The sequence below is a fragment of the Streptomyces sp. 7R007 genome (genome assembly GCF_054850255.1).
The window spans coordinates 16,483-30,311 of the sequence record NZ_JBTWMV010000069.1; the positions used below are offsets into that span (position 1 = coordinate 16,483).

Sequence of the window (13,829 nt, forward strand, 5' to 3'; positions counted from 1 at the left end):
CGACAGAATCAAGCTCAGAAATGAAGGGAGATTCGCTCCCCCGCCCCCGCGGCGTGGAGCAATCCTGGTCTACAGCGCAGATGTGCTTGCGGGCATCTGGGAGACCTGTCGTTCGCGAAGCTGAGCGATGTCAAGACCGAGGCGACCGGCGATTGGACGACCCTGCCCTCGAAGCTGCATGGCGTGTGTTCTCTGCTGCGGGGGCCGTCCTTTCAGGGATGTGCCGGGCTATACCGGATGCGGGCGAGGCCTTCGGCCCCTACCGTCGATGCAGGCGGACCGTGAGCACGGCCCGTGCGCCGCGCCTACTCACTTGTCGCGCTGTGAGCGGCCCATCGAGAAGGAAGCGTGAGGCCATGCGTTTCCCACGTACGACGGTAGGTGCCGCACTGAGCACGGCCGTCGGGCTGATTCTGCTCGCCGTCGGCTGCTCCGGCACTGCGAGCGCGGGGAAACCCGTCAACAACACGCAGGGCAGCGGCACGGGTGGGCCGGTCGTACTGTCGCTGGCGACGCCGATGGGCGCTAGCGACGAGTTCCGCGCCTTCCTCCAGAACGTGAGGACACTGTCCCACGACTCGATCCGTATCTCCGCCGAGTTCAACGCCCACCATGAGGAAGGACCGGACTTCGAGGAGCAACTGCTCGATGACGTGCAGTCCGGACGGGTCGACCTGGCCGCACTGGGCAGTCGGGTCTTCGACATCCATCGTGCCCCCGCCCTCGGCGCCCTGACCGCACCCCTGCTGATCAACAGCTTCGACGCCGAGGAGAAGGTCCTTCGCGCACCGGTCGCCGAGCGCATGATCCGCGAGGTCGACGGTGGCGGCCTCACCGGAGTGGGTCTGCTCCCGGGCAGCCTGCGCCGACCCTTCGGCGCCGGGACACCACTGCTGGGTCCGGGGGACTACAAGGGACGCACGATCGGCATCCAGGAGTCCAAGGTCGCCGACTCCACCATTCGCGCCCTCGGAGGGAAACCGCAATGGTTCGGCGCGGGCAGCTCGGTGACCGCTTTTGATGGATTCGAACAACAACTCGTCTCCGTCAACGGCAGCCGTTACGACGAAGCGGGAATGATCGGCACCGCCAACGTCGTACTGTGGCCGCGTCCCATCGTCCTGGTCGCCAACACCAAGGCCATCGAGCGGCTCAGCGAGGACCAGCGCACGCAGCTGCGGGACGCGGCACGACAAGCAGTGCACGGCGCCGGCGCTGACTTGCGCGCACAGGAGCACGAGGCCCTTGAGAGCCTCTGCGCCCGGGGGCAGAAGTTCGTCACCGCGAACCCGGCCCAACTGACCGCACTGCGCAAAGCGGTGCAGCCGGTGTACGAGCAGCTGTCCCGCGACCGGCGGACCAAGAAGTACCTCGATGCCATCACCGCCGTGGTCCGGGACGTACCGGCCGAACCGCCCCTGTCCTGCAAGGGTTGACGTCTACGACCAGCAAACGGGATGGCCGCCGGGGCCGTCGGTGAGCCAGGATCCGTCGCCCAGGGACACCAGCTCGTGAGGTTTGCTCGCCTCGACGGTGAATTCGCCGCTGAGCATGCCTGTGCGTACGTCGACCAGGTGGCGGCGCAACCACTCCCCCTCGTCCTCGCTCTCACCGCCCAGGGAGACGACGGCAGTGTCGTCGGTCAGGCAGCCGCCGCTCCAGTCCGCGAAGCACTTCTTCCCGTCGTATCCGAAGGCCACGACGGGGACTTGGAGTAGACGTGAAAGGCGACGTCCGCATGATCGTGGACGACGATCAGGAACTGCTGTCCGGGCGGCGCCAGTTCGATCAGGCAGCGATCCCACCATGGGTACGTCACGAACTCCGGCTCGCTGTCCACCCCGGTCGTACCTCGGATGATGACAGAACCCGTCCTGGCCCTCACCGATCCTCCGGGTCCGTATCCTCACCCGACCATGACCCGGCATACCCGATACTTGCGCAGGTGGGTACATCGACCAGCGATGACAGCGACCGACCCCTCGATAACGGCCTGGCCGACATGGCCAACAGAGCAGAGGAAGGCGCCTAGGCATAAATCCGAAATAATCGACTTACGGGAAAGGGGCGTTGATGCTGAGAGCCATTGAGGTGTTGACCATCAACACGGGGAACTCGGAGGCGGTCCGCCCCATGCTGGTGCCCACAGCGCAAGGCCCAGATCTCCTTGTCTCGATAACGGGGATGGAACCAGTAATCCACGGGTGGGACATCACCGCCGGGACATCATTGTGGTCCTTCACCGAGGAACTTCCGGGCGTCAACGACGCTGTGCTCGCCGGACTTCCGGACGGGCGACGCATCCTGGCCGTGTCGACGGAAGACGGCGTCGAACGCTGGAACGCACACACAGGAGCCTCTCTCGGCAGCGCAGATTCGTCGGATTGGACGATCTGGGGTGTGGATGCCGCCACCTTTCCCGGTGGCCGTACGGTACTTCTAGGTGCAGGGCATAACCACGCCGTCTTCCGGTGGGACGCCACAAGCGGCGAACAGCTGGGTGCACCGCTACGTGGTCACGAGACGTCAGTACTGGCTGTGGGGCTAGTGGGTCTCTCAGCGACGGATGCCGTCATCGTGTCCGGAGACGATGCGGGTTACCTGAGACGTTGGGATGCCACCACCGGCGCCCCTATCGGCGTTCCGGTCGAAGGGCACGCCTTGCTGGTGTCATCTATTTCTCGTCTTCCCACGGCCGACGGGAGAAGCCTGTTCGCATCGGCTGATGCGGAGGGTGAGGTCTCCCGTTGGGACGCAGTGACAGGCGAGCGGGTAGGGAATCCCCTGACGGCCGGGTCTGACGTACACCTCTTGACCACCGCCTGTCCGGGGGGAATACCGCTGCTCTTGTCCGCAGGACCAAGCGGCGGAATCCGGGCCTGGCATGCCTGGACCGGTGAGGCGATAGCCCTGTCACTGTCCGGTGTATCGGTTGCTGCGCTTGACCAGCCGGATGGAAGCACCCTCATGGCGGTGGGGACAGCGCAGGGTGAAATCAGGCTCTATTCCGTGTCGGACTGAATGCGGGCCCTGCAAGCGGTTGGTGCATCCTCGGTCGGCTTGAGAACGGACGGTTGACGGCCAACGCGACGATAGCGAGGCAGCAAGCAAAGCTAACCCCGATCTTGCGTGAGGGTCCGTCAGCTTGCTGACGGACCCTTTCGGCTCACTCAGGGCGGTCATTTCTACAGGTGGGCAGGTAGGTGGCCCGGGCTGTCGCGGCGGATGGAAATTGCTGGTCAGCCGGGGTTGGGCCGTCGCAGAGCGTCGATGATCAGGTCCGCCCGGGGCCAGTGCTTCGCGAAGCGGAGGATGCCGCGTCGTCCGCTGACGACGAGCTGCGCGGCGGCGGAGAAAAGGCGAAGTGGCAGACGAGGGCGAGCAGGGCATCCAGGCCAGCAGGTCGAGCGCGATCCGGATGGTCTCCAGCCGAACCTGGTTCTGTGCGGCGTCGTGCAAGGTGGTTTGTGCAGGCCGGTTGCGCGGGCGGCGCGGATACGGTCGGGTCATCCCGCTGTACGTGCGGCGTGAGACCCGCTGCTCCGCCCGCGGGGATGGTCCCTGCGGGCGGAGTTAAAAGGAACGGATCCGGACCGGTCGGCGCTCCTGCTACAGATTGCCGGCCGTCGGACGAGGCAGTTCACGAGCGCGCTCGTCGAGCTCCCGGGCGAACCCGCGCCAGGTCTCTGCGTACTGTCGTGCCAAGTACGCCACAAGGTCGCCGCAGTGCGGCGGTACCGCTGTCGCCAGTTCGGTCCATGCCTGCATCACAATCGCGTTCTGTTGGAGCAGGTGCAGGAGGTGCCTCCCCACCTCCTTGTGGCGCAGGGACGGATCGCGTCGTAATTTGGTGAGTACGCTCTCCGGATCCGCCTGAGGCTGCGACGCCTTTCGCTGGAGGCTCGGACCGTCTACGTGGGTGGGCGTCGTGACGTCGTCCGGGGCAGTGCGCCTGTTCGGTGCTTTATCGGTATTCGTCTGCTCCGCTCGCAGCCGTTTACGGACATCCCACACTGTTGCCGGAGAGATGCCAGCCTGTCGGGCCACCTCGCGCAGCGATGCCTCGGGGTGCTCGGTCAGCACCGCGGCAGCTCTACGCCGGCCCTCCACGCTGCTCAGTGGTCGGACCTTGCCGTCCCGCCCCACGCGCTCCTTCAAGCGCGGCACAGAGTCGGTCGAGCGCCGGATGGTCGCGACGGTTTTCGCCCCGAGTCCCGAAATCCGCGCGATGGCCCGGTCGGACATCTCAGGGTGTGAAATGACGATCCGCGTGGCCGCGCCGCGGCGATCAGCGAGTGACAGCGGAAGCCCGTGGGTCACGTTGGTTTCGACCGCACGCAGGAACGCTTCCTCAGGGGAACCGTCGAAGAACTTGACCTCGATCCTGTCACGCCCCTTGGACACGGCGGCCATAAGACGATGCATGCCGTCTATCACCTGCATCGTGCGCCGGTTCACAAGAATGGGAGGAAGGGTCGCGTCGATCTCCGCCAGCCGGGCGACATGTTCGTGGTCCTGTCCACTAGAACGCGGAGAATCGCCCGGCAGTAATAAGGCAATCGGAACGGTGGATATTTTGCCATCCACGCAAGAGCTACAGGAACACGTTCCAGCGTGCATGGCCGGCCCGACGGGACCGTCAGCCTTCCCGTTGTCGGCAGATACCGATGAGTCAACACCTGACGGATTCATTTCCATCCATGTCTCCTCTGCAGGCTTGCAAATCCGATACTCATGGTCGAAACTGAATTTATCCGCGACGACGGGGACGACTGCCGGCCGGCTTCATGCCCGCATTCCACGCCTCTGATGAATTCAGAATTTCGCCGCACCGATCTCCCGGAGACGTAACCCTGGCCACGTCAGGACTTTTCTTGACGACGACGGCCGCCGGCCTGCTACGGCTTTCTGCGTCATCGGCGGCCGCCTCTGCACCTGGAGGAGGGCAGGACGGCCACGCGACGGCGGCAGCGGTGAGCCGGGTTCGCTCACACACTCCACGGAGTCGCCCCGTCCGCTTCATGTATTTGCGCTGCCCGTTCGACTGACGATAACCCAGTATCCTGTAGGGCGCCGCGAAGACAACCACCTTTCAATCCTGCTCGAAACGTACCGGGCACCGTTCATTGCGATTGACCAGGATTTGAGATGACCTAAACTTGACTCTGTCGAGTTCCTGAGTCTTCCCAGTACAGCGACATGGCGAGCGGACACCCTCTGGCCCGTATAGTCCTCGCAGAATTGTCAAGGAAGAAACCAACCGTTCAACCTCGCCCCGGCGATCGGTCCGGTTTTCTAGCCATCTGCCGGCAAATGGAGGACAACGAGAAGGATCACCGACCTGCCGCTGCGGTCAGCTCCGGCTCGGAGCCGAGGTCGCGCTGTCAGTGTCCTGCGGCGCGAACTGGGTGCGATACAGATCGGCGTAAAGCCCGCCCGCGGTCATCAGCTCCGCGTGCGATCCGCCCTCCCGGACGCGACCGCTCTCGATGACCAGAATCTGATCGGCTTCGCGGATCGTGGAGAGACGGTGCGCGATCACGAGTGAGGTGCGGCCGGTCAGAGCCGTCCGGAGGGCTCGCTGAATCGCCGCTTCGGACGTGGAGTCCAAGTGGGCGGTGGCCTCGTCGAGCACGACGACACGTGGCCCCTTGAGCAACAGCCTGGCCAAGGCGATCCGTTGTTTCTCACCGCCGGAGAGCCGGTACCCGCGATCACCGACCACGGTATCGAGACCGTTGGGCAGCGCCTCCAGGGTGTTCCAGATCAGTGCCGCCCGGCACGCCTCGATCAGCTCCTTCTCATCGGCGTCGGGGCGGGCGTACAACAGGTTGGCCCGCAGCGTGTCGTGGAAGAGGTGGGCGTCCTGGGTGACCACGCCAACGGTGTCCCGCAGTGATTGCAGGGTCAGGTCGCGTACGTCGTGTCCCTCGATGCGCACCGTGCCCGACGTCACGTCGTAGAGACGAGGCACCAGGTGCGTGATCGTGGTCTTGCCCGCGCCCGAGGGGCCGACCAGAGCGGTGAGCTTGCCCGCCGGCGCACGGAAGGTCAGTTCCTCCAAAGCGAAGCTGTTGTCGGCCCGCTCCGGCGGGCGTGTCCCGAGCGTCTCCAGGGAAGCCAGAGACACCTCCTTCGCAGTGGGGTACCGGAAAGAGACGTGATCGAATTCGATGTCGGGCGCTGTGCTCCGGGCGGTGAGAGGCCGGGCACCGGTCCGCTCGCTGACGATCGGCTTGAGATCCAGCACCTCGAAGACCCGGTCGAAGCTGACGAGCGCGACCATCGCGGTGGACTGCATGGTCGACAGTTGGTTGACCGGTCCGTAGAGCCGCAGCAGCAGCGTCACCATGGCTACCAGCGTGCCGATCGCAAGTGTGCCGTCGATGGTCAGGATGCCGCCGAGGCCGTAGACCAGGGCCGTCGTCATGGCGGTGAGCAGCGACACGATGACGAACAGCAGCCGCCCCCACACCACTTCGACAGTGGCGACATCGCGCACTCGGGCCGCGGTGGCGGAGAACAGCGCCGATTCCTCCCGGGCACGGCCGTAAAGCTTGGCCAGCATCGCGCCCAGAACGTTGAATCGCTCGCTCATCATCGAGCTCATCTCCGCGTTGAGCTGCATCGTCTGGCGGCTGATCCGCTGAAGTCTCCGCGCAATGAGCCGGACCGGGATCAGGAAGAACGGGATCATCACCAAGGCGGCGACTGTGATCTGCCAGGACAGGTAGAACATCGCGCCCAGTACGAGCGTCAGTGTCAGGAGGGTCGAGACCGACTGCGAGAGCAGAGACGTGACGGCCTGCCGGGCACCGATGATGTCTCCGTTGAGTCTGCTGATCAGCGCGCCGGTCTGGGTGCGGGTGAAGAAGGCCAGCGGCTGCTCCTGCACGTGCGCGAAGACCTGGGTACGCAGCTCGTAGACGATTCCCTCGCCGATCCGGCCCGAGCACCACGCCTGGATGTAGACGGCCGCCGCGTCGAGCAGGGCGAGCCCGATGACAGCCAGGCACAACCACACGACAACCGCTCGGTCCTTGGGCAGGATGCCGTCATCGATGATCGACTTGAGTATCAGCGGGGTCGAGGCAGTGACACCCGCGTCGATCACTGTGGTGGCCATCAGCAGCCACAAGGACCAGCGGAATCTTCTCGTGTACGGGAGGATCCGCCGGACCGTGCCAGACTTCGCTCGTTGCTTCGTGATCGTTTCGTCATCCAGGCGCAGACCGCCCGGCCCCAGTGCGGGACCACCGCTCCCGCCCCCCATCATCGACATGGAAACCCGCCTCGTTCTCTCGTCGCTGCGCGTGGGCACCGGTCGGTGCTTGTCGTGCTTGGCCTTTCGGGCTTGCGTCGCTTTCCGACCTGCTGCCGGTGCTTCGCTCTCAGGTGGTCACAGTCCTGGATTCCCAGGTAGACGCTGTCTTCAGGCGGGTGGTGTTCTCCGGCGAGCCGCGGCACCTACGGCGGAGGCCGCGGCCGCCGTCTGTACGGAGACGGCTTCGTCCGTCGAACCGCGGCTCCGGACGCCCCCGACGCGACATCACGATGGCACCACGCCACAGCAGCAATCAACAGCTGTCAGGGGCCCTCCTTTTGGACTCAGGCTCGCGTGTTCAAGTGCCTCGGATGTGCAGTTGGACATCGCTCCACCGCATTGCTCCGCCCCACTCCGTTCGGTGAGCTGGCGGGTACGGCGTGTCCCGACCTCGCAGACTTCGCCGTGCGGGGGCCCGGTGGATTCGGACGGCGCACACGGACGGACGGTGTACCGCCCTCGGCGCATCAAAGCCCTTCGCTCCGCTCGTCGCGTGCCTCCAACCAGGTCTCGATCGCGGCCCAGGCCTCCGCCAGACGTGGCGGCGTCATCATTTCGGGGTGGGTGCAGGCCATCCGTATGTCCATGATCTGTCCCCTGACATACGGTCGCCAGGCATCGAGTGGTGCGGCTCCCTCCGGCTTGCCCACCGTAGAGGTGATCAGCAGCATGTCCCCGTCGATGGTGGGGAATTCGTGCGACACAAGAATCCGCTGATTGTTCGCCAGGACCCGGGCGACGACCTCGACCTCGTCGTCCTCCAACCCTGGCAGGACACGATCGCGGGCGGCGCGGGCCTGCTCGAGTGCCTCGGCTTCAGGGTCGTCGCCGTCGTCGATCAGTTCACCTCCGCCGGCCTCATCCACATGCCTTGGGTATGTGTCCATCACGACCAGGACCGTCTCGTGGCCTGCGGCTCGCAGCTGCGCCGCCATCTCGTGCGCGACAGTTCCGCCGAACGACCAACCGAGGACGTGATAAGGCCCTGTTGGCTGGATGGCTCGGATGTGCCGTGCGTACACGGCCGCCATCTCCCCGACCGATGTGGGCAGTGCACCGCCGGGGACCAAGCCCGGGTCTTGGAGACCGTACAGCGGCCGATCGTCCGGAACGATCCTGGCCAGCGGCATGTAGCCCCAGCTCATTCCGCCCGCAGGATGCACGCAGAAGAACGGCGGTTGGCTGCCCTCAGTCCGGATGGGCAGGACGACGTTCAGTGCGTCCCTCAAAGCCCCGGTGCCCACGCGCCGGATGAGCGCCGTGGGCGTCGGCGCTTCGTAGAGTGTGCGCAGCGTGATGCGAACACCCCAGCCGTGCAACTTGTCCACCAGGGCCACGGCGAGCATCGAGTGACCGCCCAGGCTGAAGAAGTTGTCGTGGACGCCTACCTGTTCGAGGCCCAGGACTTCGGCGAACGCGGCGCAGAGTACCTCTTCCGGACGGTTTTCGGCATTCGCTTTCTGGGGTGCCGGCGCGTACTCCGGGGCGGGTAACGCCTGGCGATCCAGCTTGCCGTGCGCTGTGAGCGGCAGCGTGTCGAGGCGTGTCACCGCCGCAGGAACCATGTGCTCGGGCAGGCGGTCGGCCGCGAACGAGCGGATGACAGCGGGAAGATCGGTCTCCTCGGCCCCGCACGGCACGACGTAGGCCACGAGCCGTTTGTCGCCCGGCACGTCTTCGCGGACGACGACCGCAGTCCGGGACACCTGCGGGTGCGCTGCCAACGCAGCCTCGACCTCACCCACCTCGATCCGGAATCCGCGGATCTTCACCTGGTCGTCGGCTCGCCCGAGGAACACCAGATTCCCGTGATCGGTCCAGCGCACCACATCCCCGGTCCGATACAGCCGGCCACCGTCACCTGAGAAGGGATCGGCGACGAACCGCTCGGAGGTCAGCCCCGGACGGTTGAGATAGCCGCGCGCCACACCCGCGCCGGCCACGTACAACTCCCCGGCCACACCCACCGGAACCGGCTGCAGCCAGTCATCGAGCACGAACATCCGGGTATTGGGCAACGGAGACCCGATGTGCACGTTCTCGTCGGCTGTGAGGCCCTTCGTCATCGACACGGTCGCCGTGGTTTCGGTCGGTCCGTAGGCGTTGACGAACTGCCGGCCCGGCGCCCACCGCGCCACCTGCTCGGCACCCAGCACATCTCCACCGGACACCACCGTCCGCACCGAGGCCAGCGCCTGCGGCTCGACCTCCGCCAGCACCGCCACCGGCAGGTCCGCGTAGGTGACCCCCGATCGTGCCACCAGATCGGCCAGGCCCGCTCCGACCAGATCCTCCCGGCCGCCGGTCACCACCAGACCACCTCCGGCAGCCCACGCCGTCACCATGTCGGACACCGACACGTCGAAGCCGATCGACGCGAACTGCAGCACGCGGTCCCGCGCCCCGAGCCCGAAGTGCCGCAGCTGCGCCGCCGACAGGTTCGCCAATCCGCCGTGGGTGACGACCACGCCCTTGGGCACACCCGTCGAACCCGAGGTGTAGATCACATACGCCGGATGCCCAGGCAACAGCCCCGCAGGAAGATGCACCTGCGACACCTCGGCCAACTCCCCGACCGTGGCAGGATCATCCAACACGACCGCGCGCCGGGCGGCGTGCGCAGGCAACACGGAGCCGGTCGCCCGAGAGGTCAACACCAGCACCGGAGCCGCATCTTCGATCAGGAAACCGGTCCGCTGCGGCGGGTATTCCGGGTCCAGTGGCAGATAGGCGGCGCCCGCCTTCCACACCGCCAGCACGGCGACATACAGGTCCAGGCCACGCCGCAGACACAGGCCCACCACGTCCTCCGGGCCCACACCACGAGCCCTCAGCAGGCCGGCCAGACGCTCGGCTCGCCCGGCCAACTCCGCATAGGTGACCATCCGGTCACCGTCCACCAGCGCCACCGCATCGGGACCCCGCGCCACCCACTCGGCGAACAACTCCGGCACCAGAGACTCCGACACCTCCACCGCAGTCTCGTTCCACCGCCGCACGATCCGGTGCAGTTCCGGCTCGTCAAGGACCGCGATCTGATCGTAGGAAGCATCCGGTTCCCGTTCGAGCGCTGCCACAAGACGGTTAACAGCGGTGCTCAGCAGACGGCAGACAGAGTCCGGAGCAACCTGGTCGAGCACCTCGACGCTGATCCTGAACCCTGAACCCAAGTCGTCCACGTCCACCGCCAGCGGGTAGTTGGTGGTGTCGCTGGTGAACAACTGCTGGATGCCCGAGGCGCGCGGTACGTCCGGCGCGTGCCGCCGACCGGCGCTGTGCCGGTAGTTGAAGATGGAGGTGAACAGGGGAGCGGGCGCCGTCACACCGCTGGCCCGCTGCGCCAGCGTCAACGGAGCATGCTCATGCATCAGCAGATCGGCCAGCTGCGACTGCATCGCCCGTACCACGTCGACAACACCGAGACCATCCACCAGCATCCGCACTGGCAGAGTGTTCAAGAACATCCCCGGCACCCGGTCGGCACCCCGGCCGGCATTCATCCGGCCGAACAACACCGTCCCGAACACCACATCACGTCGCCCGGACACCGCCGCCAGCACCCGCGCCCACGCCACATGGAACACCGTGGCCGCCGACACACCCAGCCGCCGTGCCTGCTCCCGGACGCGAACTCCCACCCCCTCGTCCAGCTCATGATGCGCCCGAACCGTCCGCGACCCGTCCCCATGGACATCCAACAACCCGAACGGCGCCGTCGGCTCCGTCACATCACCCAACAACCCGGCGAAATACCGCTCATGCTCCACCTGCGAAACACCCAGCCGCGCCTGCGCCACGAACTCCCGGAAGGGCACCGGATCGGGCAGCCCACCGGCCTCACCCCGCAACAACGCACCGATCTCCGACAGCACCACGTCCCACCCCGTGTGATCCTGCAGCAGATGATGCATCTGGAACAACGCCAGCCAACATCCCGACCCGTCCGGCTCCAGCGCCACCGTCACCCGCACCAACGGCGCCCGATCCAGCGCCATCCGGCCACCAGCCGCCCGCAACAGCTGCTCCACCGCGTCCACGCCAGCCTCAAGCACCGTCTCCGTCACCGGCACCACCGCACGCCGCCACACCACCTGCACCGGCTCCGCGAGTCCTTCCCACACAATGCCGGTGCGGTACACATCGTGCCGCTCCACCACCCGCTGCAATGCCGCCATCACCGCATCCAGCCGCTCCCGCGACTCCACACGCACCACCCGCGGCGACACATACGGATCAGCCCCACCGTCACCGGCAGCCATCAGATGATGGAAGAACATACCCTCCTGCAACGGAGCCAGCGGATAGATGTCGGCGATGTTCGCCGCACCACCCTCGACGCACTGCGCGATCCGGTCCAGCTCCACCTGCGACAGGTCGACCAGCGTCACCATGTCCGGAGTGATCCGCTGCGCACCCTCCGGAATCAGATTCGCCGGCACCACGACCCCCGGCACCCCCGCAACCGCCGCGATCCCCGCCGGCGTCGGCGACCCGAACAGCGCCCGCACGCTGACCCCGACCCCCCGCGACCGCAACCGCTCCACCAACGACACCGCCAACAGCGAATGCCCACCCAGAGCGAAGAAATCATCATCCGCTCCGACCCGCTCCAGGCCCAATACCTCGGCAAACGCCGCGCACAACACCTCCTCCACCACCGAGGACGGACCACGACCACCACTACCCACACCAAAGTCGGGGGCGGGCAGCGCCGAGCGGTCCAGCTTCCCGTTCACCGTCAACGGCAGCTCATCCAGCACCACCACCGCCGACGGCACCATGTACTCCGGCAACCGACCCGCTCCATGCGCCAGCACCGAGGCGGGCACATCCCCCTCCACCGGCGCATCGGCCACCACGTACGCCACCAGCCGCCGGTCCCCCGGCACGTCCTCCCGCACCATCACCACGGCCTGCACGACCTGCGGATGCGCGGCAACGACGGCCTCCACCTCACCCGGCTCGATCCGGAAACCACGGATCTTCACCTGATCATCCACACGACCCGTGAACACCAGACATCCGGCCCCGGTCCACCGCACGCGATCCCCCGTGCGATACAAGCGCGAGCCCTCACCGCTGAACGGATCCGCCACGAACCGCTCCGCGGTCAGCCCCGGCCGGCCCCGGTACCCCCGCGCCACCTGCGGACCCCCTACGTACAACTCACCCACCACACCCGCAGGCACCGGCTGCAGAAACTCGTCCAACACGTATGCACGCATGTTCGCCATGGGCCTGCCGATCGGCACCACGCCTTGGGCGGTGTCGGCCTGCGTGATCAGGTGGTCGGTGCAGCCCACCGTGGCTTCGGTCGGACCATAGTGGTTGACGAGCGTCACGGACGGCAGCCGCGACCGCCAGTGGTCCAGCACCGCCCCGGACAGGGCCTCACCACCGATCATCAGCCGCCCGGTCGGGAGCACCTCGGGCGGCAGCTGCTCCAGGACTGGCAGGTGCGACGGCGTCAGCTTGAGGAACCCGAGGCGTGTCCCGGCCAGCACCCGTGGCAGCCGTTCGTCCAACTCCGCCACGACGACCCGGCCTCCCGAGGTCAGTCCTCCGTACAAACCGGTGACCCCGGCGTCGAACGAGAGCGAGGCATGCAGCAGGCTCGACTCGGCCACCTCCGGGTACGCCCGACGGCACCATCCCGCGTAGTTCGCCAGTCCCTCGTGAGTGACCACAACCCCCTTGGGGGCCCCTGTCGAGCCCGAGGTGTAGATCACGTATGCCGGATGAGCGGGCGACACGGGTACGGTCAGGTCAGCCGCGTCCGTACCGGCCAGCTCCGCGACCACCGCCGGATCGTCGAGCGCCACGGAGGTGAACTCGCCCCGGGGCAGGTCGGCGAGGGTCCGCTGGTCGGTGAGCAGCAACACTGGGGCTGCGTCGGCGAGCATGTACGAGATCCGTTCGTCCGGGTACTCCGGATCGATCGGCACGTATGCGGCGCCCGCCTTCAACACGCCCAGCACTGCGACCACTTGTGCGGCACCTCGCGGCAGGCTCAGCCCGACCAGGTCCTCGGGGCCCACACCATGGGAGGCGAGCAGTCGTGCCAGGCGGTTCGCCGACGCGTTGAGCTCTCCGTATGACAGGGAGGTGGTCTGGTCCAGCACCGCCACAGCGTCGGGGCATCGTGTCACCTGTGCCTCGAACAGCTCCGTCACCAGTCCGTCCGTCACGTCTGCGGAGGTGTCGTTCCAGTGTTCGAGTACCTGGATCCGCTCGGTCTCGTTGAGGATCGGCACCGCGCTGACCGCGATCGAAGCATCGAGCGCCACTGTTTCCAGGACCCGTGTGAGCCGTTGCGCCAGAAGATCCGCCGACGCCTGGTCGAACAGGTCTGCTGCCACGGTCACGGCGCCCGTGAGGAGGGCGGGGTTGCCGTCGGTGTCGGGAATCTCGGACATCGTCACGTTCAGATCGAACTTTGCGGGAGGCTCACCCATGCCCACGCCCGAATGGCGCAGTCCGGGCAGGTCGAGGCGGGCCTGTTCGG

Annotated in this window: 6 protein-coding genes and 1 pseudogene; 2 read left to right on the top strand and 5 right to left on the bottom strand. The window is 66.5% G+C overall.

Going from position 1 to position 13,829, the window contains the following annotated elements:
• Nucleotides 1-356 precede the first annotated feature (356 nt).
• Nucleotides 357-1,436 carry a TRAP transporter substrate-binding protein gene (locus ACYF6T_RS40920; RefSeq protein WP_461703047.1) on the top strand — a complete coding sequence of 360 codons (1,080 nt, stop codon included), beginning with the start codon at nt 357-359 and terminating at the stop codon, nt 1,434-1,436.
• 3 nt (nt 1,437-1,439) lie between these two features.
• On the opposite strand, the gene ACYF6T_RS40925 is transcribed toward ACYF6T_RS40920, so the two are convergent.
• Nucleotides 1,440-1,700 carry a hypothetical protein gene (locus tag ACYF6T_RS40925; protein WP_461703048.1) on the bottom strand — a complete coding sequence of 87 codons (261 nt, stop codon included), beginning with the start codon at nt 1,698-1,700 and terminating at the stop codon, nt 1,440-1,442.
• 370 nt (nt 1,701-2,070) lie between these two features.
• On the opposite strand from ACYF6T_RS40925, the gene ACYF6T_RS40930 reads away from it, so the two are divergent.
• Nucleotides 2,071-3,021: a WD40 repeat domain-containing protein gene (locus ACYF6T_RS40930; protein ID WP_461703049.1), complete on the top strand. Its 951-nt coding sequence runs from the start codon at nt 2,071-2,073 to the stop codon at nt 3,019-3,021.
• 218 nt (nt 3,022-3,239) lie between these two features.
• Here the strand turns inward: ACYF6T_RS40930 and ACYF6T_RS40935 are convergent.
• The 4 genes and pseudogenes from ACYF6T_RS40935 to ACYF6T_RS40950 form a co-directional block, all read right to left on the bottom strand.
• A pseudogene (locus ACYF6T_RS40935) lies at nt 3,240-3,503 on the bottom strand (transposase); the annotation flags it as partial.
• A gap of 106 nt (nt 3,504-3,609) precedes the next feature.
• A complete protein-coding gene (locus ACYF6T_RS40940; RefSeq protein WP_461703050.1) occupies nt 3,610-4,587 on the bottom strand; it encodes a ParB/RepB/Spo0J family partition protein in 978 nt (325 codons plus the stop codon).
• Nucleotides 4,588-5,353: 766 nt separating this feature from the next.
• A complete protein-coding gene (locus ACYF6T_RS40945) occupies nt 5,354-7,273 on the bottom strand; it encodes an ABC transporter ATP-binding protein (RefSeq protein WP_461703051.1) in 1,920 nt (639 codons plus the stop codon).
• 518 nt (nt 7,274-7,791) lie between these two features.
• Nucleotides 7,792-13,740 carry an amino acid adenylation domain-containing protein gene (locus ACYF6T_RS40950; RefSeq protein WP_461703052.1) on the bottom strand — a complete coding sequence of 1,983 codons (5,949 nt, stop codon included), beginning with the start codon at nt 13,738-13,740 and terminating at the stop codon, nt 7,792-7,794.
• Between the last annotated feature and the right edge of the window lie 89 nt (nt 13,741-13,829).

Bases quoted from the DNA above. Each gene is read 5' to 3' on its own strand.
- ACYF6T_RS40920 (WP_461703047.1), top strand. From the start codon at position 357: ATGCGTTTCCCACGTACGACGGTAGGTGCCGCACTGAGCACGGCCGTC.
- ACYF6T_RS40945 (WP_461703051.1), bottom strand. From the start codon at position 7,273: ATGGGGGGCGGGAGCGGTGGTCCCGCACTGGGGCCGGGCGGTCTGCGC.
- ACYF6T_RS40950 (WP_461703052.1), bottom strand. From the start codon at position 13,740: ATGTCCGAGATTCCCGACACCGACGGCAACCCCGCCCTCCTCACGGGC.